Source organism: Priestia flexa (genome assembly GCF_021441905.1).
Classification (GTDB): domain Bacteria; phylum Bacillota; class Bacilli; order Bacillales; family Bacillaceae_H; genus Priestia; species Priestia flexa.
This window is the reverse complement of sequence record NZ_CP090431.1, coordinates 2,168,199-2,191,309: the sequence shown is the minus strand read 5'-3', so window position 1 is coordinate 2,191,309 and position 23,111 is coordinate 2,168,199. Positions and strand designations below refer to the sequence as shown.

The following is a 23,111-nucleotide window of genomic DNA, read 5'->3' as shown; positions in this document are numbered from 1 at the left end:
TCATGGGAAGGAAAGTTGGAATTATTGGATGTGGCAATGTTGGCTCAGCGACAGCTTTTTCATTAGTTAATCAGCAAGCAATAGAAGAATTGGTACTTGTGGATTGTTTAAAGGAAAAAGCGGAAGGTGACGCGCTTGATTTACAGGATGCAACTGTCACAGCGTCTGGGGTTACAAACGTATATGCAGGTGGATTGGTCGATATTAAAGATGCAGATGTGATTATTATAAGCGTTGCCGGTCCAAGACCTCAAAAAGGTGAAACGCGGCTTGATGAACTAAAAGCAACTGCACCTATTATTATGGAAGTAGTTACAACTCTAAAAGAGCTTGGTTTCTCAGGCTGTTACGTTGTAGCCACAAATCCATGTGATGTTATTACATACCATGTATGGAGTTTGTCTGGATTGCCAAGAGAGCGTGTAATTGGAACAGGAACTTTATTAGATAGTTCACGTCTTCGGCGAGTTGTTGCAAATGAACTCAAGGTAAAGCCACATGACGTTCATGCGTATATGCTTGGTGAACATGGCGATTCGCAGTTTGCACTATGGTCACATTCAACAATTTTTGGACAAAAACTAGAAGATTACTACCAACATGAGCAGTCTATTTTAGATAAAGAAAAAATTGAAAAAGAAGTGATCAAACTAGGTTTTGAAATCTATTGGCTGAAAGGAAATACGGAATTTGGTATTGGAAACGCGATTGCACAGCTAACCAAAGCCATTGTCAGTAACGAACGAGCTGTTTTTCCAGTTTCTACGATATTGCAGGGAGAGTATGGCTTACATGACGTAGCTATTAGTATTCCATCTGTTATTGGAAAAGGAGGAATTGAGAAACGAATTCCTCTTCATTTATCACTAGAAGAACATCGTAAGCTGGAATATTCAGCAAACATTATTCAAACAGCAATTTCTGAAATCCGTTCTCAAAAAATACAGCACTAAAAAAGCACGCTTTTCTGAAAAGCGTGCTTTTTAACGATAGCTTGTCGTACATACATAACTCATACTAAATAAAATAAGGTTTTTGCCTGCTCCGTCTTTTTGAAAATTTCTATGGTTGTAACAAGCAAAAAGGTAAAAGCAACACTAGAGGCTAAAAGGGAAATACGCAAAAATAAACGCTTTCTCTTTAACAGCCGATAAATAAAGAAAAGCATGATCCCAATTAACACAATACAAGCAATACCAAGTTGGATAGAGAGCTTTGCTAACTCATCAATGGTTTCTTTAAATAAAAGTAGCCCTTCGTTGTTAAGCTTTGTTTCAGAAATATTTGTTTTTTCTTCATGGTTTAATACGCCGATGTCCCACTTTTGAGAGGATGTATCATTGTATACTGTGTAATAAAACGGCCCGAGTTTTTGTTCATCAACGTGATGGTTACTTGCTGAGACGTGTGAAGCAATGGGAAAGGCGAGTAAAAAAATAAGCAGTGAAATCCATCTTTTCATAGTTAAAATCCTCTTTCTCTATCACAATCTTCTTTTATTATAAAGGAGATTTTTTTTTGTATCTATCATCCCTCCGTCCTATTTAGATTTCTATATATAAGGCGAAAGGGGGAATGAAGGATGGCAGAAAAAATTCAGGAAAAAAGCCAGCTTCGCATGACATTTCACAACGGTGATAAGGAGGATGGAACGATGATTTTAAAATCCAAACTATACCCAAATATTGCAATAGCTTCTTCACCTGATGCGTTGCTAACAGTAAGTGAAGCCATTGCGAGTCTACAGTTACTTCCACTTGTTGAAGTCGCAGAAGTCGTAACATATACGCTTGTAAGTGAATAATAAAGGGGGGAGCTAAATGAAAACATTAACAATGCAGTTTTTGAACTTAGAACAAAAAACAGTGGGTATTTCAATTGAGCAGCCGAAAGAAGGGCTTGAAGCTTCTGAAATCAGCGCAGCTATGGATCAGATTTTAGCAAGCAATGTGTTCACATCAAATGGTGGAACACTTACATCAAAAAAGGGTGCACAAATCATTGAGCGTAACGTAACGGAATTTGAAATCTAAACATGGTTTGCCTTGACCAAAAACCACCTCCGCACTACAATGAGTAGTGTGAGGTGGTTTTTTTATGAAGATTCAACAGTTTAAGTTTAAAGAAAGTGGCTTGAATCGTTTTTTTGGACCTCTAGAAGCAAAGGTAATGGAATGTATATGGCATGGAAAACAAATGACAATTAAAGATGTTCAAATTGCTCTTGAAAAAGATAAGATAGTCAACTTCAATACGGTTATGACCGTTATGAATCGTCTTGTAGAAAAAGGGCTGTTGGACAAGTATGTAAAAGGGAGAGTTTCCGTTTATCAACCTGTGCTGTCACAGCAGGAATTTTTAGAAGGGCAATCTAAGGAATTAACGTCTGAATTAATTGATGAATTTGGACTCTTGGCTGTGAGTCATATGTTAGATGCAGTAGAAGAAGCAGATGAAGAGCTGCTGCTGCTTTTAGAACAGAAAATTAAAAAGTTAAAAGCGAGCGAAGAAATATGAATAAAAAGCAATCTGTTGTTCTTTTTTACGCATCCATACTAGTAGCCATTAGCCTGCTTGTACAAATGACGGTTTATCTCATAGACCCACATCATCATTTAAATGTGTTTACTCTATGCTATCACGCTGTAGAACATATTGGTTGGAAGTGGGCACAGTATGTTTTATATGGGTTTGTGGTTTATACCCTCTTGCTTGTTTTCTGGAAGCTAACTAGACAGTTTTGGCTTTTGTACCAATTTTATCATCAAATTAAAGTCAGTAAAGTATCAAGCTTAACTCGTTACATAGGCAAGGATGAAGATATTTATCAAGGGATCGTTGTTGTTAATTCTACCCGTCCATTTGCTTTAACGAAAGGATTTGTGAAGCCTCAAATTGTTGTTTCAACAAATTTAGTTAATCTGTTAAATGAAAAAGAACTTGAAGCAGTGTTATATCATGAGCAATTTCATGGGCGTAATAAAGACCCACTGAAAATTTTTCTGTTATCATTGTGTGCATCTGCACTGTGGTATCTTCCTGTGCTGAAGTGGAGCAATGAACGTTACAAATTAATAAGTGAACTGTTAGCTGACCGTGCTGCGATTGATTCGCTAGACTCGACACTTCCAATTGGAAGTGCGCTTTTAAAACTGATTAAGTACCAAAAGCAGCAAACTTCTTATGCATATGCGCCTTTTGCCGAGACAGCAGTCAATTATCGCATAAAGTGTTTGGTAAATCCAAAGATGACCGTCACATGGAATATTCCAAAACTTATGATGGTAAAGTCAGTGGCTGTGTTTGTGCTGCTTTGGTCAGTATTTGCTTATTAAGGAACGAATAAAACATATTGAGGGAGAGGTGAAAGCTGCTTCTATTTAAGTTGCAGCAAACAAAATGGCAAAGTCAAAGAAAAAAGGAAAAACAGGAGTTCAAAAAAAGCAGTCTACAAATTCTAAATGGTTGTTTTGGACAATTGGAATTGTGAGCGTGGTTGTTTTAGCGTTTATTATCTTTGGTAATATCAATAAAGGTAGCGAACAAGCTGATATCAGCTATGAAAATCAACCGTTCTTGGGCGAAGAGGATGCACCAGTTGAAGTGATTGAATTTGGTGATTATAAATGTCCTCATTGTAAAGAGTTCAACAATACATTTTTTCAATTGATTGACCAAGATTACATTCAAACAGGCAAAGTGAAGTTTTACTTTATGAACTATGCTTTTATTAACGTAGATTCAACTCGCTCGGCTCAGTTTGCTGAAACGGTTTACAAAGAGCTAGGAAATGATACATTTTGGAAGTTCCATAAGCTGCTTTATGAGAAACAACCTGATTCAGCCGGTGCTGAAACACAGGATATTTTTACAGACCAATTTTTACAAGATACCCTCGGCGAAATAGCCAATGAGGAAGATGTGCAAAAAGTAGTGAAAGCTTATGAAAACGAAGAGTTTAAAGAAGCGTTCCGCCAAGACATGTCTTATGCCAAGAAACTAAATGTTTCTGGAACACCGGCTCTTTTTGTAGATGGAAAGCCATTTGAAGGATCAACTGCTGAAGACTTTGATAAGATGGTTAAAGAAGCAGCTGAGAAGAAGGGACAAGAATGAAGAAAACATTAGTAGGGAGCTGGATTGTTACAATTGTTGCAACTCTGGGCAGCTTATCTTTTAGTGAATTGTTTAATTTTATTCCATGCACATTTTGTTGGTATCAGCGAATTCTAATGTATCCGCTCGTGATCATTTTAGGCATAGCTGTGTATGAACAGAATGACAGAATTTATAAATACGTACTGCCGTTCTCAGTCGTAGGTATGCTTGTATCGGGCTATCACTATGCATTACAAAAAATACCTGCATTACAAGCGTTTGAAACATGTACAAGCGGTATACCTTGCTCGGGTCAGTACATTAACTGGCTTGGCTTTATCACAATTCCATTTTTAGCATTCATTGCGTTTACAATGATTACATTCTTAATGGTAATGTTAAAAAGACAAAAATAACAGAAGGACTCTAAGCTAAAAACTTGGAGTCCTTCTGTTATTTTTGAATAAACTATGTTCTAAATAAACACATATTGCATCAACTAAAAATGATGTTCTTATAAAGAAGGAGCTTGTTTTATCGAAATAAATTTTGAAAAGAGAAATCGAACAGCTGGCCCTATAATAAGAATCTGTGTTGGGTAGGCGACAATTATGTTTTTTGCAAAAATTGTAAAGAAACTAATTAGTACATGTTGGTTTGTCAAAGAGCCAGCTATAGATGCATGAATAAGTCCATAGATTGACATGAAAAACACCATTCCTATCACCATACACGTAGATAAAGTTAAGATCATATAAAGCTTCTTCTCTTTCTTAAAAGGTAGTGAAAAGACAACTTTGTGAGCTATAGGCCCTACTATTACTAATTCAAGTGCAAGAGCAATAATGAAGACCATTATCATTTCTTTTACCATTTGCAGCGGTGTTAGTACGTTGAACATTCCATTAAGCATGAAGTTATACGTTGTCATAACGAATACCATGCCTAAGCACATCATCATTCCAAAATAAAATTCCTGTTTTTTTGTTGTTGGCATATCGTAATCCTCCTTTTGAATTCTTTGTTAAGTATAGAGATTTAAAAAACGCTTCGTAAGTGAACATTATGTGAACTTTTTTGTTTTTCGTCCCTTTTGAAAAGTAAAAAGCCTATATATAAAGCGATAGAGCATTAAAGGAGGAGAAGAAAAATGACGGATTGGCTTTCTTTCGTTTCAGATGTTGGCTTTCCAATTGTAGTGACTTTATATTTGCTGCATCGGATTGAAGCGAAGCTTGATATGGTTGTAACGTCGATTCAAAAATTACCTTACGAGTTAGAACAACGGGAAAATGAATCAACTTGAAAAGTGGAGAAATATCCATGTGTTAGTAAAATAAAGGAAAAGAGCTTTTTGCATTTATGAGCATGTTATACTTGTTCTAGCTGTTAAGATAAAAAGTGGAGGGATTCAAGTAATGAACATGTACCCTGACATCGCAACAAGCTATGGAGCAGATTTAATAGTATGTGAAAATCAATTTGAAGCAAGCTATTATTACCATGAAATGAGAGGGCAATGCTTACAAAAGTTAAAAGAAATTAGCAAGTTAGTTGATGAATTTGAATTTGACTTTTCACCAGACAGTTTAAAGATAATTGAACTTCTATATTATGATGTAGAAGATCAGCAGTCTTTTTCATTTTTTAATCTGACTAAAGAAGAATTTGAACGTTGTCTAGGCGTTTATTTAGGGGAAGTTGTAGTTAGAAATATTGAAAAAGCTCGCTGGGTTGTTCGTGAATATTCCCTCGACTCTAGCAAATTTTTAATGGGAATTGAAAAAGGGAAGTTTGCGTTAATGCTTCCTTATGGATATCGTGAGCATAAAGAACGCTATCCGCACTTTCGATTCACTCTTTATCGAGACTTTTTACAATTTAAGAACCGTAACTAAGCTTGAAAAATAGCTTGTAGTTGAACATAAAATAATTAATTAATTATATATTAAAGACAGAGAGATGAAGGAAAGCTGAGAATATTTTCTCGGTTTTTTTCATGAGTATGGATGAAAAATGGTATAATTAGGTGAATATCTCGTTTTGGGAGGTGATCGAGAATGGTAAACAGCTGTTTACCTGCTTCTGTTCGTACTCATGCAAAGCCTACAAATGGAAAGGCGATACTTTGCATGGGGATAAACGCTTGATTAAGTCGCCCATTGCTTAGTTCACTTCATTTAATAGGCTTTGCCACCTTATTTATAGTAAAGAATAAGGAGCGAGCAGAAATGAAATATGTGAACGCAACGACTGTTTTACCTACTGAGCTAGTTAAAGAACTTCAGAAATATGTCCAAGGAGAAACTATTTACGTGCCAAGTACAACCCGAAAAGAATGGGGCGCGTGCTCGGGTACCCGAGAATGGACGAAAAAGCGAAACTGTGACATTAAAAAAGCTTTTCAAGAAGGCCGAACAATATATGAACTAGCAGAACAATACTTTTTAGCTGTTGAAACAATTAAAAAAATTGTTTATAAAAAGTAATTATAAAGGCACTCATCAAAAGATGGGTGCCTTTATGTATATCTTTTTTTAGAACTGTTTTTGCCATGTTAGCAAAATTTCCTGAGCATATAATAAGAAGTAGAATAAAAGAAAGGCTTGATTTAATATGGAAGCATTTATTAATCATCATCAATACAATCTTATACGAGAGCAAGTGAAGTTAATCTCTGACAGTTATGCGAAATCTAATAGCCACGATGTAACAAGTGCTATTAAAGCCTTGGCTGCTGAACGAGTATTTAATCAATTTGAAGAGCTAACACCGTTGCAAAAAGATATTTTGTCACCTATTTCAATGCTGTCAGACAGCAAGGAAGCCGAGGTGTTTTTGAATAGCTTAGAATCGGTTATCATTCCTTTTCCACAAATAAGCGAAGCCGGAATTAAAAAGTTATTTAAAAAGGTGAAAAAATTAAAGGTACCGGCTAACATTAAAGAAGAAACGCTTCACTGCTCGTATATTGGGTGGAATGATTACGGTGCCAGTAAAAAGTACATTATCGTAGAGCATCACGGAAAGTTAATTGGCGTTGCAGGTGAATTTAACCGTATTCAAGATAAAGGAGTATGTACAATTTGTCATCGTATTTCGGACGTAGGGCTATTTATGAACCAGAAAAAAGCAAGTTCAGACGGTACGTTTATAAAGCGTGGAAACTATATTTGCCAAAATAGTGAATGGTGTAATGATCATCTAACAGATCGAAGCAAGCTAACTGAATTTATTGAGTGGTTATATTAAAAGCGAGGACTTGCTCCTCGCTTTTTACTGACCAATCTTTATCGGAATGTGAATCTTTATTACAATATCGTTATCTACGTTAAAGTGTGTAGAGGTATCAACAATTTCTAATGTAGGGCCAGGAATTGCTTGATGTCCAGATTTGGAAAGCCAATTTTTTTGAATCATCTCGTAAGTTTTATGAAGACTTTCAAACGTACCTTTGTGCTCATATTGTATATATGTATAAGCGGGAAACGTGTGAACATTCATTCCTTTGGGGATGGTGGTTGGATCGTTTACTTCTACACCAGTGATATAAAAGTAGTCATTTTCAAATGGAGGGAGACAAATCCCTGTCATGATATGATCATGCTTTCGATGAGGAATGGTACTATAATTCTGTTCCATTTGCTCCCAAAGAGCCTTTACTATGTCCTCGTCTCTTTTATTGAGCTTAGACCTTTTTTGAGCAACACCAACTACTGAAAATCCTTCTTTATAAACGATTTGACCTTGCATAATCCACCTCGTATGTAATGGGATAAAGTGAAGCTTATCGTGATTTTAACATACAATGAGACAATGGAAAATAGCTAAAAAAAGATGCAATCCTTTATTTTTACATAAAATGTAAGAATTACGTATAGGACATAATGGCCTCTCTTATATATTCAATAATATCTCTTCTTCATTGACGAATTGAATGTAAAGGGGTGACCGCCATGATAGGTTTATTTAAAAGCCGAATTCAAATGTCTTCTACTCAAACTACGAGCTCTTTATCAATTCTATTTAACAGTGAAACAACAATTTTAACGCTAGATTTACCTACAAACATTGCTCAGCAGCAAAAAAAGATTGATGGAATTGTAGGGGGGAAGCAAATATCCCACTTGGACTAACAAGCTATGAATATGGTGTGACGATGCGCTTGTATCGGAATAGTCAACAGCTAATGAGCCAAAACTTACGTCAAGGAGCAGCTGCGGTACTAACGCTAGGGTTTATCCAAAATAATACCATCCCTTTTTTGTGGGTAGATCAAAATGCTGTGCAAGAAACCAATACGTATACGGTGACGCTTCGGTTCTTTACTCGGTCAACAAGCGGCGTGAGCATCCAGACTAAGACAAGAAGCCTAAACGTTATCTCGTAGCTTAGCAAAGCTCAAAGTGATAACTAAACCAATAATCGTCTTGGATGTTACGCGTATTAGAAGCAAGGATATGCTCTTTTCCTTCCTCATCTAGTGCTAACCAGTTATAATTAATGTCCATTTTAATAGAGTAAAAATGGCCTTCTTTAAACAAAATAACCGGAGGGTGTACTTCTACATAATCATTTAGTTTTTTAACCACGTCTTGTTTACAACGAATAAGTTCCATGAAATTGTTTCTCCTTTGTGCATATGTATAGCATATTCTTTGCGGTATAGCTTGCACCCTCTTTACAATTAAGAGGAGCAAGGTTATTTTAGCATATTTTAAAAAAGAATTAGAGTGAAAAGGACCGAGACAAATGAATGAACAAATTATCTTTGCCAAAAGACCAGCTGGAATGCCAGAGACAGACACATTTCGATTTGAAAAAATTGCAATGCCAGAAGCAAAAGAAGGAGAGGTAGTTGTTCAAACCCTTTATTTGTCGAATGAAAGGATTCATTGTGGCTGATTATGCAGAACGCTTTCAAGAGGAGATTAAACAATTAGGTGAATGGGTGCAGCAAGGAAAGATTAAATACCGTGAAAATGTTGTAGAAGGATTTGAAAATGTTCCTGAAGCATTTTTAGGCTTATTCAGTGGCGCAAACCTAGGAAAGCAGCTTGTAAAAGTAGCCGAGTAAAAGCTTATATTAAAAAACCCAGCTTTATAAAAGCTGGGTTTTCTTTAAAGAACAGATACGGTTTGCTGTTCCTCTGTATTTTCTTGCTTGTGGTTACGCTCAATAGCCGAGCGTTTATGGTAACGACCAAGTAATCCTGTCATAATAAAAATTGCTAACAGAGAATAAAGCACTTGAATGACCCCAAATACGGCAGTTGCTGACCCAACAATGAAAAGATCTGTAATAAGCATCGTTTTTCCAGGATTCACTCCAAACCTTTTGTCTAAAAAAACGCAAAGCATATTAATGCCACCGAGTGAAGAGCCGTTTCGAAATAAGATAATAAGCCCAATCCCAATGATGATGCCTGCTGTAATTGCAGAAAGCAGTGGATGAGGCAGTTGCAAGGGAAGCATTCCTACAAGAACATCTGACATAATAGACATTAAGCTAACGCTTATGAAGCTTCGAATTGTAAACTGCAAGCCAATTTGAGTAATAGCCATGAAATAAAACGGTAGGTTAATAATAAAGAAAAGCATGCCAAATGAAATGTTGCTTAATTGTTCAAGTACAATCCCTAATCCTGCTGTCCCGCCGATAACCAGGCTTGAAGCAGTTAAAAATTGAATGCCAGTTGCTACGAAAAGGCATCCAATTGTAATCCATATCCATTGTTTCACCCTGTTCATTTTTAATACCCCTTTGTATATGAATTAATTTTTTTGTATATAAATTCTCGTTTTCTGATATCACAAATCCTATTGTACTACAAAAAAAATTCTTTGTATCTATAATTGTAAGAGAATCTAACACAATTAAAAAAAGTAAGATAATTTAAATTAGTTTAACTTTTCTGTTTATTTCTGTAGTTTTAAAATGAATATAAAATGTATATTTAGAAAGTGGAAAAGGCGAGCAGAAATTTGTGAAGAGCGTTTCTTAGTTGGTAAAATAAAAGCGTAGTAGATTAGCCAAAAAAAAGAAAAGAGGCAGCATGAAGATGAATCATTCCGTTGATGTAAAACAATTAAAGGCAATGAAGCAAACATTAACAAGATTTATGATGGCTTATAAGTTTGCTTTAGATGAAATGAGCACGAAAATCAATGTATTAAAACAAGAATTTGAATATGTACATGACTACAATCCCATTGAACATATTAAAACGCGTTTAAAATCGCCTGAAAGTATTCTAAAAAAAGTGTATCGAAAGAACGGAGAGTTATCTTTAGATTGGATTAAAGGAAATTTAAAAGATATTGCAGGCATCCGAGTCACTTGTTCCTTTATCTCTGATATATATAAGCTTCGCGATATGATTCAAAGTCAAAAAGATATTAAAATTGTTGAATGTAAAGATTACATAGAAAATCCAAAATCAAATGGATATCAAAGCTTACATCTTATTATTGAGATCCCGGTCTTTATGTCTGATAGGCAAGAAAATGTGTTTATCGAGCTTCAAATCCGATCCATTGCTATGGACTTCTGGGCCAGCCTTGAACATAAAATTTACTATAAATATAATAAAAAGGTTCCAAAGCAGTTGATAGATGAATTAAAGGAAGCGGCGGTTACAGCAGCCGAATTAGATCGCAAAATGGAAAAGCTTCATGAAGAAATCAATTACTTAAAGCTTGTAGACGATGAACAAGAAGAAGCAAATGAGTTTGAGATTAATCACGTGAAGTTTCCTTTACCCGATGAATTATTAAAGCTTGTAACAAACGATAAAAAGAGGCTGGGACATAAGTAATTCAGTCAATGATAAACCTGAACGATTGAGAGTTCCTCATTTTTTGATCGTTCAGGTTTTTTGATGATTGTGAAAACAATGTTGGAAACAGGGTGGAATGGAGCGTAGGACACTCGACTCCTGCGAGAAAGAGAGGAAAAAATGAGATCCCGCAGCGCAGCGAGGAAGCTCGGATTCCTCTCCGCGGAAAGCGAGTGGCCGTAGCGCAATGGAACGAACGTGTTCAGGTAACGTAAAGAGGTGAGAAAAGGGAGTGTTCATCTTTTTGGAAATTTGTTTTGTTATGTCCCACCCTCTTTTAGAAAATGATGATAAATTCATGAATAAGTAATAATAGAAAGAAGAGAGTCACAATGAGGTGTTGGTTATCGGGAACAAGGTTTGTTCTAATGGAGGGGAGTATTTTACTTGTTCTGCTATAAAGCTGTTCATATTCATGTTTTGTCACTCGGTGAGCACCTAAAAAATACGGAAACCACCAAGTGAAGATGTGAGAAATGAATAAGATAATAGTGATAACAAAAGCTAGCTTAGTAGTAAAAGGTAAATTAATGTACATACAGCAACCAATAGTTAAAAGGGGAATATATTGATACAACAGCTCACTTTTGCGATGGACAGACGTTTTCTTTTGAAGATCGTTAAATGGATATAAAGGACATAAGTTTTTAATTAGTAGATAGACAAAAAATAAGACAACCACTAATAAGCTCCATGCATGTAAAGAAATCATTGAACTCACTCCTATGATGTTAGCCTACTATATATATACGATTTTCAAGAGTAAACATTCTGAATAAGGCATGGTTTAATTTACGTGAAAAAGCCACATTAGCGCATGACAGCGCTAGTGTGGCTTTTTATAATGCTGTTTCTTTTGAATTTAGCTTCTTCCATTCATGTTGGAGAATTCCATAAATCACAAGGTCATGGTAATGGTCATATAAATATTCTCCGTCACGACAAATGCCTTCTTCAGTAAAGCCTAATCGTGTGGGAACGGCACGGCTTTTGTGGTTATCAACCCCACAGCGAATTTCTACTCGGTGAAGTTTCAGCGTATCAAATGCGTAAGTAAGGCAACCGTGTACAGCTCTGGTCATAATACCTTTTCCTTGAAACTGCTCCCCAATCCAATAGCCAAGGCTAGTGCTTTTATTCCCCCAGTTAATTGCATGAAATCCAACCATGCCAGCAATTTCATCATAGTAGCGAATAATTGCTTGAAAACCTTGATTGTTATAATATTGAGTTCGCCATTCGGGGATTAAATCATCGTAATCGGAGATGCTTCTCATACTGTCAACCCACGGCAACCACTCCCGCAGATAAGGTCGTGATTCATTTACAAGAGATAAAAGTGGAAATGCATCACTTGGCTCAATTAACTGTAAACTAATCTCTTTATCAATTTTATACTCAAACATAAAACAACCTCCGAAATTAATAAGAATAAGCATTAAATATACCTTTATCATAGCATATTTATAAACTGTTTTTTCGGATTTTTCTATAGTTCAGAATGGTTTTAGAATCATAAAAAGCCAAATAAATGGTAAGAATTATCTTACATGAAAACAAGACAGTGCTATAATGAGAAAGGATGAACTACTACTAAGGCTACATGTTGTAATTTAGAAGGTGACAAGATGGACGTACAATTATTACTGACAGTATTTGCGTTGGGATTTTTAGGCTCATTTTTAGCGGGTATGCTTGGTATTGGAGGCTCGGTTATTTTATATCCAGTTTTACTTTTTGTACCACCTCTTATTGGAGTAGGGGCATTTACAGCGCATGAAGTAGCGGGAATCGGAGCGGTACAGTCTTTATTTGCATCAATTTCTGGAACGCTTGCCTATAAAAAAGGCGGCTTTTTACATAAATCACTTATCATTTATATGGGAACGAGCGTGTTGCTTGGAAGTCTCGTTGGTTCAACTCTGTCTAATTCGTTTTCAGAAGATACCATTAATTTAATCTATGGAGTAATGGCTACAATTGCTGCAATTCTTATGTTTACACCTAAGAAGCCTACACAAGATGAGAACAAAATGGAGGTCTGGTTTTCAAAAAAACTAGCTGTTCCGCTTTCTTTAGCCGTAGGTATATGTGGAGGGATTGTGGGAGCAGGTGGTGCTTTTTTGCTTGTTCCAATTATGATTACCATATTAAAAATACCGGTAAGAGTGACAATTGCTAGCTCACTAGCAGTGACCTTTTTATCTTCAATTGGAACAACCTTCGGAAAAGTGGCTACTGGACAAGTGTTAGTGCTACCTGCGCTGATGATTATCGGTGCAAGCTTACTAGCAGCGCCAATTGGAGCATTTGTTGGTCAAAAGACAAAAGTGAGTTCCCTTCAAGTTGTTTTAGCTATTGTTATTACCGCAACTTCGTTAAAAATCTGGTTTGATTTACTAAAAAAGTCAATCTCTTTCCATTAAATAAAAAAGATAGCGTGATTTAAACGCTATCTTTTTTATGTTGTTTTTGAAGAAACAAGATGTGCTACTAGGATGTAGCGTTCTGGCGCAGAACCTATAAAGTTAAAAGGGTAACAAGTACTGACTGTTAGAGTAGCTCTTGGTTTAGGAACAATTACGGTTCGATCATCGGCATCGACAATTCGCACTTTATTAACTCGATACGTAAATGATCCCGCTTCTGTATGAACTAATAACAAGTCTCCTTCTCCAACTTCCCCTAGTTTTCGAAAGACTGTATCACGATGACCGGATAGCACAGAATTGTCGCTTTCTCCAGGCAACACGCTGTCTGCAAAATGACCAACGCCTTTTTCAAGCTCATCTTCGTTAGTACCATGATAAATTGGAAGCGTAGCCTTCAGCTTTGGAATTTCTAGTTCACCCATTAAGTCTCCTATTTTAGGCTGTGAAGGATAAGATGCATCTTTCTTTTTGATTTCCTTTAAAGAACTGCTGTTTTCTTTCTCTATAGGCTGTCCTGCTTTTGCTTCAGCAGGTGCTGTTACCTGGGGTTCAACAGCACCTGTTTTATAAGCAAAATATCCTTTAGCAAACTTATAAGCATTAGTAGTGGTAAACCATAGGCCGAAACAAAGAACCCCTACAATAATCGAAAGAAAAATCAATCGCTTTTTGCGACTGATTTTTCCTTTTGAACTTCTTGGTTCCATATCATGCTCGTCTCACTTTACGATATGCAGCAAATGCTAACAAAACAAGGGCTGAGCCAATTAAAGTGTTTAATAAATAGTCTGAAGCCGTATTTGGTAAGCGAGCTCCTTTAACAGTCTTCTTTACTTCAGCTTTTTTTACTTCTATTTTTTGAGCTTTTTCTTTAACAGGTGCTTGTTTTACAATGTTATTTACGTTTTGAGCAGATTTTTCAATGCTCGTTCCTGTGTTTGCAACCGTATCCGAATTAACCATTTCACCTGTGATAATCATATCAGCTAAAAATTTGCCGTCAGCTGTATATAGGTTAATTTTTAAGCTAGCATTTTTTAATTCTTTCATATTCATTAAATCAAATAAAGATAATGTCTTTTGGGTTCCGTCTTGAATCAACGTATATGTTGCTTTCATTTTAAAGATAGAAAGCATTTCGTTATAAATTGACATTAGTTCCGCAATTTGATCAGAAGTTAGTTCAGTTGTTGTATCAAAGTCTTCAAAAGCTGCTAGACGCTCGGCAAGTGCCATTAAGCGATTTAACGTTTCTTCATCCGCAAGCTCATCTTCAATTGACATTAAGTGATCGTTAATGCGCTCTAACTCTTCACGCGTTAGTCCAAACTCATCTTCCAACATTTTTAAAGCAGATTCAAAATCATCAGTGCTAATCTCGTCCGCATACTCTTCATCATCGGCATAGTCAAACTCATCTTCTAAATAGAAAAAAACTGTTTGGTCTAAATCATCAACAAATACATAATCATTTAAATCTTCACCATTTTCTTCTAATAATGATTGAAGTGATTTTTGATTTAAGTCATAGCTTTCATAGATAGAGCTTAAATTGCTTAAGTCGCTTTTGATGACGTCACCCAAAAATTCTTTTAATTCTTCCACAGTATCAAAGTTTGATAATTCCTCATCGTAAAGTGAAAGTGAAAACTCAATATCATCTTTTGAAACATCAAACCCACGAGTAGTACTGACAGTTGTTAAATACTTCGTCAAGTCTGCTTCAAATGTTTTGGACTGAGCAGCAAATGATACAGCAGGAAAGCAACTAATCATCAGTAGTAAAGCAAGTAAAATTGAAACCCCTTTTTTCATCTCTCATTCTCCTTTTTATGTAGTCTAGAAGATTATAAGTTATGAGTAATATTTTTACAATACTAGATATTAAAGTTTTTATATGGGAAATTATAACTTTTAGATTGGGTGTTAATATATCAAAAAAGACAGCTCACTTCTTATTTAACAGAAAAGAAATGAGCTGTCTTTATTCATAAATGTTACCGCTCTCTATTTAAGGTAACTAAAAAAGGGAAGACAAAGAGCGTATGTAGTGATATTCGTTACCGTTACGGTTTAAGGCTTTAATAGCGAAAGGGTTGAAAAATGAGAACGAGGCTTTGTAAGCTCAATTTTTATCCCTTTTAGTTTTAAACGCTCAACAAACTGTTTGCGCTTTTGACGTTTTTCTTTTGGGGAACGATCCATTGTTTACCTCAACCTCCATTTAGTTAGGTACATCTCAATATACTCATCATACCAAAAAATTGCATATATACAATAAACATTGCAAGATATTCACAAAGATTTAAAAAATGAAGCATTACTTTCTTTTTAACTAGTATTCTATACCCTATTTTTAAACCCTTTAACATGGCAAAAGAAGCTAATGCGCATTGATGTTTCTTTATGTGTATCATATGATGATACACATAAAGCTTATATAGAGGTGATAAGTAGATGAAAATTCGTAAAGCATATATTCGCATAGACGAAAAAGTCATTGAAAATGTATTTGTTCATGAAAATAAAAAGGAAGAACAAACGCTAATTGCAATTCCAGATTTGGAATGGTCAACCATTATCCCTTATGAAGAAGAAATTCAAGAGTGTAAAAATCGACTACGGACATCGTTAGCTTCTAAAGTCAGTGAAGAGGTAGCGGAGCAACTAACGAGAAAAATTAATTTTTGGGTACGAGAGATGTAAAAAAGAGAGAGTAACCAAAAGAATAATAATATCTTTTACTTCATTATTTAAACATTTCACTACATATAATTCTAAAATGACCGTAATTCCCAAATTGGTGCTACAGATTGAACGCATTATTTTCTTGGATTTTCCATGATTAGCTCTTGATAAATGGAATGGATTATGTAAAATGAATGTAGGAAACAAAATATACGGCGATGGAGTTCGCCAAAACTGCTGCAGAGCTAATGACTCCTACCCATATACAGGGTAGGAGTCTATTTTTTTGTTCATAATTAAGAAAGAGGTGAAGAAGATGACGTATTTACTAGTAGGTATAGGAGGTATTCTTGGAAGCTTGCTTCGCTACTATCTCGGTGTGTTTACACATTCATGGTGGGCATACAGCTTTCCATTAGGAACGTTAATAACGAACTTGATGGGCTGCTTTATTTTAGGTTGGTTTACATATCGAATGATTAAAATGAATGTGTTTCCTTCTGCTGTTTTAGCTGGCATCGGTACAGGGTTCGTAGGTTCTTTCACGACGTTTTCTACCTTTAGTGTCGAAACCGTTACTTTAATCAAAAACGATACCAGTCTGTTAGCTTTTCTTTATGTAGCACTTAGTTTATTTGGTGGTTTACTGATGTCTTGGTCTGGTTACCGAGTAGGGGATCGTTCAGCCAATAAGCTGAAAAAGAAAGGAGAACAGCTATTATGACAGCTTTACTCATTGCACTGGGTGGGTTTTTAGGTGCCATAGCCAGGTATGTGCTAAGTACGTGGATGAATCAAAAATCAACTACAGGGTTTCCAATTGGCACTTTATGCGTCAATTTAGTAGGCTCATTTCTACTAGGAATCCTGGTTGGGAATGGAATGACATCTGGGGTGTATTCTTTTTTAGGAGTGGGTTTTATGGGGGCATTTACGACATTTTCGACGTTTAAGCTGGAAAATATCCACCTTCATGAAAAGAAAATGCATACGGTTCTATTCCCTTATTTGGCGTTTAGTTATATTGGAGGTATTGTGTTAGCTTTTATAGGAATGTTAGTCGGTGCTCTCTAAAAAATCTTGATTGTAACAAAGGGCTATTTAAAGAAAAGCCAATTTATTTTTTCTGCACGCTTTTTTCCATTTGAAACTATATTATGAAGAAACTTTTTTGTTGACGTACGTTCTAGATGACAGCTATGATGATACTAATATGGGTATGAAGTTACGTCAGGGAGGATACAATGATACTACTTTATATTGGTGTAATCTTATTTTGTTGTGCCATTATGTTTAGTTTATATAATCGCCATGTGCCCGTTCATGGAATTAAGAAGCTTTCTACGCTTGACTGTGAGACTACGGAAATTGCAGTCGTAGATGTTCGACATTTTCATGAAATGAAACATAAACCTTGTCAAAAAGCTATACACATTCCGCTGCCGTACTTGGAAAGACAACATGTTGAAATTCCGTCAAAACAAGTAGTAGTTATTGCACCGGATACAATTGCAAGAAACTTAAGCATTCGTAAGCTGCAAAAGTATGGCTATCAAGTAAAGGGATATTGCTGTGCATGTGAAGGATAAGTCATTAGTAACGCACAAAATATAGGAGGGATACTGCGTGAATTATACTGATCAGACAAAAAATCGGTTAAAGCGAGTAGAAGGTCAAGTGCGAGGCGTACTGCGTATGATGGAAGAAGATAAAGACTGTAAAGACGTTGTAACGCAATTATCAGCTGTTCGAAGCGCAGTCGACCGAACCATTGCTCAGATTGTTGCGCTAAACTTAGAACAATGTATTGTTGAAAGACAACAAGCTGGAGAAGAGACTGCAAAAGTCGTAGAAGAAGCAATTGCCTTATTAGTAAAGAGTCGATGAGTAGAAAAGTTATCTGACGAAAGTCTGATAGCTTTTTTTTTGATTTTCATGCATAATTCGTACATATTATTTTTTAACGTCACTCACTAAATGGAAAGGAGCGTGAATACCAATTCGAAAGTTTAAGCGACTCTTAGTTCTAATCATTCTTATAGGTGCTATTGTGGGAGGTATTGAATTTCTTCGATATCCAATTCACAGCAACGCTAAGGATGTTGAAGAGCATATAAGAAAATGGAAAGGGATGGGGGACATTAACGGTTCCAAAAAGCTTGACATTCGAGAAATCCAAAAAATTAGCAGTTCGGACACATATGTTGCGTTATTCACTATTCCTGGTAGTGGAGAAGGAATGGCGATTTTAAAAGAAGGATGGAGCAAAAGGTTACGGATTGAAGTAATGACAAAGATGAACAATCTTGTTGAGTATGATGATATACATACTAATAAAGGGACGTATGCGCTGTTTTTAGGAAAGAACCCAAGTAAACAAATACATCGAGTGAAGGCCTCACTTGTAAATGACAATTATACGTTTGATATTAAAGTTCCCAAAGGAGAATATTTTATTTCATATCAACCTGTGCCAAAATATGTTGAAAAACCATTTCCAGCGGATCTTATTCTATTGAATAATTCAGGAGATGACATCACTGTTAAGGAATATATGGATCAAGAGCTGCGTGAATAACACGCAGCTTCTTTTAGTATGTAGACAACATACATGTCAATTTTTGAACTTTTTGTGAAGTATATAACAAAAGCATTTAATGTGTAATATACTGTAAATGGGCGGTAATCGAACCTACCAAACTTGAATATTGATTGACACAATTCTGTATAGATTTTGTCACAAAATATTCAATAATAGATGAAACCCCTTTTGTATCAAGGGTGATTGCGGTTACATTACATGAATTACCTTTAAAAAGGTAAGTTTCGGTAAGAAAATGCAACATTCATCCTTTTATTTACATTTATTCCTTGTCGAATATATGCTAAAATATCGCAAGGATTGAAGTGTTCTTTGACCTCATGTTTTTACACTATTTTAGAATATTTTCAAAATAAGAAAATCGACAAAAAGTGACGAAAAAATTGTCACTTTGTATTACAATAGTAATGGTTGATGTATAACATGAGTTTAAAGAGATTTTGTATTAAAGCTTTCTATAGTTAACTAGATAGAAAGTTTTAGAGATGATCTAATTTAGAGGCTTCGCATCATGAGTTGTTAGAAAGGAGAGTTTTTAGTGAAACCAAAAAAAGGATTTTGGAAGCTAGCAGGTTTATTCTCTGCACTTTCAGTATTTTTCTTGAGCGGCTGTTCAGAATTAGCCGTTTTGAATCCTCAAGGTCCTGTCGCTAAAGAACAAGCTGACCTTATTGTTTGGTCGCTTTGGATGATGGCGATTGTGGTCGTAGTAGTATTTGCAATCTTTGCTTATGTACTTATTAAATTTCGTGAAAGACCTGACAACATGGACTATGAGCCACCAGAACAAGAGGGTAACTTAAAGATGGAGATTATCTGGACTGCGTTCCCGATTATTATCTTAATTCTTTTAGCAATCCCAACTGTAAAATCAATTTATGCTCTTGAAGAACCACCGAAAAATGAGCAAACAAAAATTGAAGAACCGTTAACAATTCATGTTACTTCAGCAAACTGGAAATGGATTTTCAGTTATCCGGAAGAAAACATTGAAACAGTTAACTATGTAAACATTCCAGAAGATCGTCCAGTTCGCTTTGAATTGACGTCTCAAGGTTCAATGAACTCGTTCTGGGTACCGGAGCTTGGTGGACAAAAGTATTCAATGAACAACATGGCGATGGATTTATATCTTCAAGCTGATAACCCAGGTTCTTATATCGGACGAAGTGCTAACTTCTCAGGTGAGCACTTTACAGATATGGAATTTGAAGTGTTAGCCCAAACTCACGAAGACTATGAAGAGTGGGTTGACGAAGTGAAGGCAACAGCTAAGCCATTAACTGAAGAGAAGTATGATGAAATTATTGAACCAGGTGTAGTAGGTCGCATGACGTTCAACGGTACGCACTTAGAGTGGGTTAACCACGCAAAAGACGCATACATCCCTGGTAAAGTAGACGAGCGCGGCATGAACATGGGACATGGCAATCACAACCATGGCAGCGACGATAGCAAAAAAGAAAGCGACGAAAGCCATGACGAGCATGAAGGTCATGATGAACATGAAGGTCATTAATACGGGCCTAAATAAACGTACGATTGGGGGAAGACATAATGAAGCTAGATGAATTCTTTGTCACTGGCGATCCCGTCATTTATGCAGCTGACGCAGCGATTGTCTTGACAACCATCGGTATCATTTTTGTCTTAACATATTTCAAAAAATGGAAATGGTTATGGACAGAATGGTTAACAACAGTAGACCATAAAAAACTTGGTGTAATGTATATTCTTGCAGCCGTCTTAATGCTTTTCCGCGGCGGTGTAGATGGACTTATGATGCGTATGCAGTTAGCGTTCCCGGATATGAATATCCTGAACCCGCATCACTATAACGGCGTATTTACAGCTCATGGTGTTATCATGATTCTATTCATGGCAATGCCATTCTTGATTGGTTTAATGAACGTTGTCGTTCCGCTTCAAATTGGAGCGCGTGACGTAGCATATCCGTTCTTGAACGCAGTAAGTTTCTGGACATTCTTTATGGGAGCTATGTTATTTAACATCTCTTTCGTTATTGGAGGAGCTCCTGATGCTGGTTGGACATCATATTTCCCTCTGGCCGGAAAAGAATTTAGTGAAAGTATAGCGAACAACTACTATGCAATTGCTATTCAGATTGCCGGTGTTGGTACCCTAATGACAGGTATTAACTTCTTAGTTACGATTTTAAAAATGCGTGCACCAGGCATGACGTTAATGAAAATGCCAATGTTTACTTGGTCAATTTTAGTTACGTCAGTTATTATCATCTTTGCGTTCCCTGTATTAACAGTAGCGCTTGCGTTAATGACGCTTGACCGCGTATTCGACACAGCATTCTTTACGGTTGCCAACGGTGGTCTCCCGATGATGTGGGCAAACCTATTCTGGATTTGGGGACATCCTGAAGTATATATCGTAATTTTACCGGCGTTCGGTATTTTCTCTGAAATCATTAGTACACACTCTCGCAAAAACCTATTTGGTTATAAAGCGATGATTATCTCAATGGTTGGTATCGCGTTCTTAAGTTACATTGTATGGGTTCACCACTTCTTTACAATGGGTAACGCGCCTGCAGTTAACTCGTTCTTCTCGATTACAACGATGTTAATCGCTGTTCCAACCGGAGTTAAAATATTTAACTGGCTCTTTACCATGTATAAAGGCCGTATTAAATTTACAACATCAATGCTATGGTCACTTGCGTTTATCCCAAACTTCGTTATTGGTGGGGTAACTGGGGTAATGCTTGCAATGGCTTCAGCTGACTATCAGTACCATAACAGTTACTTCCTAGTAGCTCACTTCCACTATGTATTAATCTCAGGAACAGTATTTGCATGTTTCGCTGGATTATACTACTGGTATCCAAAGATTTTCGGTCACACGCTGAACGAAAAGCTAGGAAAAATCTCTTTCTGGATCTTCGTTGTTGGATTTAACGTATGTTTCTTCCCACAATATTTCCTAGGTCTAGATGGTATGACTCGTCGTATGCAAACTTATTCAGAAACATTAGGTTGGGGAACATTAAACTTAATTTCAACAATCGGTGCTTTCTTAATGGGTGCAGGTTTCATCGTATTGGTTGTAAATTTACTTTGGAGCGCTTGGAAAAACAAACGCGACACTGCAAACGACCCATGGGATGGACGTACGCTTGAATGGTGGACTAAATCACCAGTTCAACACTATAACTTTGCGGTAGTTCCACATGTGAAAGAAATGGATGAGTTCTGGCACATGAAAAAACGTGGAGAAACAAAAATTAAAGAAGAAGACATTAAACCAATTCATTTACCAAGCAACTCAGGTATCCCATTCATCTCAGGTGTATTCTGGTTCATCGGTGGATTTGGACTTGTCTTTGAATGGATGCCAATGGCGATCTTCGGATTAATCGGAATTTTAGCTTGTCTAGTTGCACGATCATTTGACTATGATGAAGGCTTCTATGTTCCGGTAGATGAGATTAAACAAACAGAAGGTATTACAGGGGGTGACAAATAATGGGTGGACATTTAGATAAGTCATTACCACTCGAGTATCAAGATCACCAGGGCCGAATGAATATTCTCGGCTTCTGGATTTTCTTGGGTGCGGAAATTGCACTGTTCTCTACGCTGTTTGTCACGTATTTAACGTATCATACTCGTACAGCTGGAGGCCCTGGACCACAAGATTTATATATTGTTGAAACGTTTATGATTCAAACAGTTTTACTATTAGTAAGTAGTTTCACAATGGGAATCGTTGTATGGCACATGCGTAATAATAACTTAAAAGGGTTAATTACTTGGCTAGTTATTACGCTTTTACTAGGTGCAGGATTCTTGTACTATGAAATTGAAGAGTTCATTCTTTATGCAGCTCACGAAGGTGCAACAATGCAAACTAGTGCATTCTTGTCTTCATTCTTTGCGCTGTTGGGAACACATGGACTTCACGTAACGATGGGTATTGGTTGGGCAATTTTACTTATTATCCAGTTAGTAAAGCGCGGCTTAACGCCTGTTACAGCAAGAAAAGTATTTATTATCGGTTTATACTGGCATTTCCTTGACGTAGTATGGATTTTCATCTTTACGTATGTATACTTGAACGGATTGGTGGGATAAGACATGGAAAACAAACAAGGCCAAAAAGCAGGATTTCCGCTTAGTCATGTAATGGGGCTTATCCTTTCTTTAGCACTAACGTTTGCAGCGCTTGGATTAGTTATGTTAGCTGACTTATCAAGAGGCGTAACGATGACACTAATCTCAATTCTTGCGTTCTTACAAGCAGCTATGCAGCTTGTGATGTTCATGCACATGACTGAAAGTGAAAACGGCAAGGTACAAGTTGCAAATATGCTTTATAGCTTCTTTATTGCACTATGTATCGTTGTTGGTACGCTTTGGATCTTAGCAGATCACTTTAACCATTAATACAAAAAGCCACTTACTTCTGCGTAAGTGG

Annotated in this window: 36 protein-coding genes, 1 pseudogene and 1 riboswitch; of the genes and pseudogenes, 27 read left to right on the top strand and 10 right to left on the bottom strand. The window is 36.4% G+C overall.

The annotated features are described in order from the left end of the window. The first annotated feature begins 2 nt into the window (after window positions 1–2). Window positions 3–953, top strand: coding sequence for an L-lactate dehydrogenase (locus LZP85_RS11350; protein ID WP_078989544.1), 951 nt, complete (start codon window positions 3–5; stop codon window positions 951–953). Between the two features lie 59 nt (window positions 954–1,012). Here LZP85_RS11350 and LZP85_RS11345 read toward each other — a convergent pair whose 3' ends face one another. Further along, window positions 1,013–1,462, bottom strand: coding sequence for a hypothetical protein (locus LZP85_RS11345; protein ID WP_119542924.1), 450 nt, complete (start codon window positions 1,460–1,462; stop codon window positions 1,013–1,015). Window positions 1,463–1,582: 120 nt separating this feature from the next. On the opposite strand from LZP85_RS11345, the gene LZP85_RS11340 reads away from it, so the two are divergent. From LZP85_RS11340 to LZP85_RS11315, 6 genes are all read left to right on the top strand, one after another. Next, window positions 1,583–1,804 (top strand): DUF1659 domain-containing protein, encoded by a 222-nt coding sequence (locus tag LZP85_RS11340; RefSeq protein WP_119542925.1) that lies wholly within the window; start codon window positions 1,583–1,585, stop codon window positions 1,802–1,804. A gap of 16 nt (window positions 1,805–1,820) precedes the next feature. After that, on the top strand, window positions 1,821–2,033 hold the full coding sequence (locus LZP85_RS11335; protein ID WP_025909926.1) for a DUF2922 domain-containing protein: 213 nt from the start codon (window positions 1,821–1,823) through the stop codon (window positions 2,031–2,033). 64 nt (window positions 2,034–2,097) lie between these two features. Next, window positions 2,098–2,517: a BlaI/MecI/CopY family transcriptional regulator gene (locus LZP85_RS11330; protein WP_025909927.1), complete on the top strand. Its 420-nt coding sequence runs from the start codon at window positions 2,098–2,100 to the stop codon at window positions 2,515–2,517. Continuing rightward, window positions 2,514–3,335: a M56 family metallopeptidase gene (locus tag LZP85_RS11325; RefSeq protein ID WP_119542926.1), complete on the top strand. Its 822-nt coding sequence runs from the start codon at window positions 2,514–2,516 to the stop codon at window positions 3,333–3,335. Before LZP85_RS11330 ends, LZP85_RS11325 begins: the two co-directional genes overlap by 4 nt. A gap of 64 nt (window positions 3,336–3,399) precedes the next feature. Continuing rightward, window positions 3,400–4,116: a DsbA family protein gene (locus tag LZP85_RS11320; protein WP_119542927.1), complete on the top strand. Its 717-nt coding sequence runs from the start codon at window positions 3,400–3,402 to the stop codon at window positions 4,114–4,116. Further along, window positions 4,113–4,514: a disulfide oxidoreductase gene (locus tag LZP85_RS11315; protein WP_061785581.1), complete on the top strand. Its 402-nt coding sequence runs from the start codon at window positions 4,113–4,115 to the stop codon at window positions 4,512–4,514. The genes LZP85_RS11320 and LZP85_RS11315 overlap by 4 nt, the downstream gene beginning before the upstream one ends. Before the next feature lie 98 nt (window positions 4,515–4,612). Here the strand turns inward: LZP85_RS11315 and LZP85_RS11310 are convergent, their stop codons facing one another. Further along, on the bottom strand, window positions 4,613–5,095 hold the full coding sequence (locus LZP85_RS11310) for a DUF2798 domain-containing protein (protein ID WP_206782581.1): 483 nt from the start codon (window positions 5,093–5,095) through the stop codon (window positions 4,613–4,615). A gap of 153 nt (window positions 5,096–5,248) precedes the next feature. On the opposite strand from LZP85_RS11310, the gene LZP85_RS11305 reads away from it, so the two are divergent. The 4 genes from LZP85_RS11305 (at window position 5,249) to LZP85_RS11290 (ending at window position 7,350) form a co-directional block, all read left to right on the top strand. Then, window positions 5,249–5,404, top strand: a complete 156-nt coding sequence (locus LZP85_RS11305) for a YvrJ family protein (RefSeq protein ID WP_025909932.1) — start codon at window positions 5,249–5,251, stop codon at window positions 5,402–5,404. Window positions 5,405–5,516: 112 nt separating this feature from the next. Continuing rightward, on the top strand, window positions 5,517–5,996 hold the full coding sequence (locus LZP85_RS11300) for a hypothetical protein (protein WP_076512444.1): 480 nt from the start codon (window positions 5,517–5,519) through the stop codon (window positions 5,994–5,996). A gap of 333 nt (window positions 5,997–6,329) precedes the next feature. Further along, the gene (locus tag LZP85_RS11295; protein ID WP_025909934.1) at window positions 6,330–6,587 is read left to right on the top strand and encodes a CD3324 family protein; all 258 of its coding nucleotides are present in this window, start codon (window positions 6,330–6,332) and stop codon (window positions 6,585–6,587) included. A 127-nt stretch (window positions 6,588–6,714) separates the two neighbouring features. Continuing rightward, a complete protein-coding gene (locus tag LZP85_RS11290; RefSeq protein WP_226638955.1) occupies window positions 6,715–7,350 on the top strand; it encodes a FusB/FusC family EF-G-binding protein in 636 nt (211 codons plus the stop codon). Between the two features lie 24 nt (window positions 7,351–7,374). On the opposite strand, the gene LZP85_RS11285 is transcribed toward LZP85_RS11290, so the two are convergent. Continuing rightward, window positions 7,375–7,851 (bottom strand): GyrI-like domain-containing protein, encoded by a 477-nt coding sequence (locus tag LZP85_RS11285; protein ID WP_025909936.1) that lies wholly within the window; start codon window positions 7,849–7,851, stop codon window positions 7,375–7,377. Window positions 7,852–8,054: 203 nt separating this feature from the next. Here LZP85_RS11285 and LZP85_RS11280 point away from each other — a divergent pair, with 203 nt between their 5' ends. Together LZP85_RS11280 and LZP85_RS11275 are read left to right on the top strand one after the other, a co-directional pair. Next, a complete protein-coding gene (locus LZP85_RS11280) occupies window positions 8,055–8,234 on the top strand; it encodes a hypothetical protein (protein ID WP_224840296.1) in 180 nt (59 codons plus the stop codon). 23 nt (window positions 8,235–8,257) lie between these two features. After that, a complete protein-coding gene (locus LZP85_RS11275; protein WP_224840294.1) occupies window positions 8,258–8,488 on the top strand; it encodes a hypothetical protein in 231 nt (76 codons plus the stop codon). 1 nt (window position 8,489) lies between these two features. Here LZP85_RS11275 and LZP85_RS11270 read toward each other — a convergent pair whose 3' ends face one another. Further along, window positions 8,490–8,717: a hypothetical protein gene (locus LZP85_RS11270; protein ID WP_062686657.1), complete on the bottom strand. Its 228-nt coding sequence runs from the start codon at window positions 8,715–8,717 to the stop codon at window positions 8,490–8,492. A gap of 133 nt (window positions 8,718–8,850) precedes the next feature. Here LZP85_RS11270 and LZP85_RS11265 point away from each other — a divergent pair, with 133 nt between their 5' ends. Together LZP85_RS11265 and LZP85_RS11260 are read left to right on the top strand one after the other, a co-directional pair. Next, window positions 8,851–9,003, top strand: coding sequence for a hypothetical protein (locus LZP85_RS11265; protein ID WP_119542930.1), 153 nt, complete (start codon window positions 8,851–8,853; stop codon window positions 9,001–9,003). Beyond that, a pseudogene (locus LZP85_RS11260) lies at window positions 8,981–9,175 on the top strand (NADP-dependent oxidoreductase); the annotation flags it as partial. The gene LZP85_RS11265 and the pseudogene LZP85_RS11260, both read left to right, overlap by 23 nt. Before the next feature lie 44 nt (window positions 9,176–9,219). Here the strand turns inward: LZP85_RS11260 and LZP85_RS11255 are convergent. Beyond that, complete coding sequence (locus LZP85_RS11255; protein WP_078989551.1) at window positions 9,220–9,849, bottom strand: YitT family protein; 630 nt, start codon at window positions 9,847–9,849, stop codon at window positions 9,220–9,222. Between the two features lie 305 nt (window positions 9,850–10,154). Here LZP85_RS11255 and LZP85_RS11250 point away from each other — a divergent pair, with 305 nt between their 5' ends. Then, window positions 10,155–10,916, top strand: coding sequence for a GTP pyrophosphokinase (locus tag LZP85_RS11250; RefSeq protein WP_224840292.1), 762 nt, complete (start codon window positions 10,155–10,157; stop codon window positions 10,914–10,916). 298 nt (window positions 10,917–11,214) lie between these two features. Here LZP85_RS11250 and LZP85_RS11245 read toward each other — a convergent pair whose 3' ends face one another. Beyond that, the gene (locus LZP85_RS11245; RefSeq protein WP_119543557.1) at window positions 11,215–11,649 is read right to left on the bottom strand and encodes a hypothetical protein; all 435 of its coding nucleotides are present in this window, start codon (window positions 11,647–11,649) and stop codon (window positions 11,215–11,217) included. Window positions 11,650–11,776: 127 nt separating this feature from the next. Beyond that, window positions 11,777–12,343, bottom strand: coding sequence for a GNAT family N-acetyltransferase (locus tag LZP85_RS11240; RefSeq protein ID WP_061785275.1), 567 nt, complete (start codon window positions 12,341–12,343; stop codon window positions 11,777–11,779). A 222-nt stretch (window positions 12,344–12,565) separates the two neighbouring features. Here LZP85_RS11240 and LZP85_RS11235 point away from each other — a divergent pair, with 222 nt between their 5' ends. Next, window positions 12,566–13,363: a sulfite exporter TauE/SafE family protein gene (locus LZP85_RS11235; RefSeq protein ID WP_061785276.1), complete on the top strand. Its 798-nt coding sequence runs from the start codon at window positions 12,566–12,568 to the stop codon at window positions 13,361–13,363. Window positions 13,364–13,398: 35 nt separating this feature from the next. On the opposite strand, the gene LZP85_RS11230 is transcribed toward LZP85_RS11235, so the two are convergent. From LZP85_RS11230 to LZP85_RS20775, 3 genes are all read right to left on the bottom strand, one after another. Beyond that, window positions 13,399–14,076 carry a class D sortase gene (locus tag LZP85_RS11230; RefSeq protein WP_061785277.1) on the bottom strand — a complete coding sequence of 226 codons (678 nt, stop codon included), beginning with the start codon at window positions 14,074–14,076 and terminating at the stop codon, window positions 13,399–13,401. Window position 14,077: 1 nt separating this feature from the next. Continuing rightward, on the bottom strand, window positions 14,078–15,184 hold the full coding sequence (locus LZP85_RS11225; RefSeq protein ID WP_226638953.1) for a processed acidic surface protein: 1,107 nt from the start codon (window positions 15,182–15,184) through the stop codon (window positions 14,078–14,080). A gap of 258 nt (window positions 15,185–15,442) precedes the next feature. Continuing rightward, the gene (locus tag LZP85_RS20775) at window positions 15,443–15,574 is read right to left on the bottom strand and encodes a hypothetical protein (protein WP_256993296.1); all 132 of its coding nucleotides are present in this window, start codon (window positions 15,572–15,574) and stop codon (window positions 15,443–15,445) included. A 252-nt stretch (window positions 15,575–15,826) separates the two neighbouring features. Between LZP85_RS20775 and LZP85_RS11220 the strand changes: the two genes are divergently transcribed. From LZP85_RS11220 to qoxD, 10 genes are all read left to right on the top strand, one after another. Continuing rightward, complete coding sequence (locus LZP85_RS11220) at window positions 15,827–16,075, top strand: YueH family protein (protein ID WP_119543559.1); 249 nt, start codon at window positions 15,827–15,829, stop codon at window positions 16,073–16,075. Between the two features lie 187 nt (window positions 16,076–16,262). Beyond that, window positions 16,263–16,322, top strand: a riboswitch (Fluoride riboswitch). A 51-nt stretch (window positions 16,323–16,373) separates the two neighbouring features. Then, window positions 16,374–16,781, top strand: coding sequence for a fluoride efflux transporter CrcB (gene crcB / locus LZP85_RS11215; RefSeq protein ID WP_025909950.1), 408 nt, complete (start codon window positions 16,374–16,376; stop codon window positions 16,779–16,781). Further along, window positions 16,775–17,131, top strand: coding sequence for a fluoride efflux transporter CrcB (gene crcB / locus LZP85_RS11210; RefSeq protein WP_119543560.1), 357 nt, complete (start codon window positions 16,775–16,777; stop codon window positions 17,129–17,131). Before crcB (LZP85_RS11215) ends, crcB (LZP85_RS11210) begins: the two co-directional genes overlap by 7 nt. A 170-nt stretch (window positions 17,132–17,301) precedes the next feature. After that, a complete protein-coding gene (locus tag LZP85_RS11205; protein ID WP_062686662.1) occupies window positions 17,302–17,646 on the top strand; it encodes a hypothetical protein in 345 nt (114 codons plus the stop codon). A 37-nt stretch (window positions 17,647–17,683) separates the two neighbouring features. Next, window positions 17,684–17,944 (top strand): metal-sensitive transcriptional regulator, encoded by a 261-nt coding sequence (locus LZP85_RS11200; RefSeq protein WP_025909953.1) that lies wholly within the window; start codon window positions 17,684–17,686, stop codon window positions 17,942–17,944. A 163-nt stretch (window positions 17,945–18,107) separates the two neighbouring features. Continuing rightward, window positions 18,108–18,635, top strand: a complete 528-nt coding sequence (locus tag LZP85_RS11195; RefSeq protein ID WP_224840290.1) for a hypothetical protein — start codon at window positions 18,108–18,110, stop codon at window positions 18,633–18,635. Between the two features lie 562 nt (window positions 18,636–19,197). Further along, window positions 19,198–20,178, top strand: a complete 981-nt coding sequence (qoxA, locus tag LZP85_RS11190) for a cytochrome aa3 quinol oxidase subunit II (protein ID WP_025909955.1) — start codon at window positions 19,198–19,200, stop codon at window positions 20,176–20,178. A gap of 38 nt (window positions 20,179–20,216) precedes the next feature. After that, entirely contained in the window at window positions 20,217–22,160 is a 1,944-nt protein-coding gene (gene qoxB / locus LZP85_RS11185) for a cytochrome aa3 quinol oxidase subunit I (RefSeq protein ID WP_025909956.1), read from the top strand. Then, window positions 22,160–22,768 carry a cytochrome aa3 quinol oxidase subunit III gene (qoxC, locus tag LZP85_RS11180; protein ID WP_025909957.1) on the top strand — a complete coding sequence of 203 codons (609 nt, stop codon included), beginning with the start codon at window positions 22,160–22,162 and terminating at the stop codon, window positions 22,766–22,768. The genes qoxB and qoxC overlap by 1 nt, the downstream gene beginning before the upstream one ends. A gap of 3 nt (window positions 22,769–22,771) precedes the next feature. Next, on the top strand, window positions 22,772–23,080 hold the full coding sequence (gene qoxD, locus LZP85_RS11175; RefSeq protein WP_025909958.1) for a cytochrome aa3 quinol oxidase subunit IV: 309 nt from the start codon (window positions 22,772–22,774) through the stop codon (window positions 23,078–23,080). The last annotated feature ends 31 nt before the right edge of the window (window positions 23,081–23,111 follow it).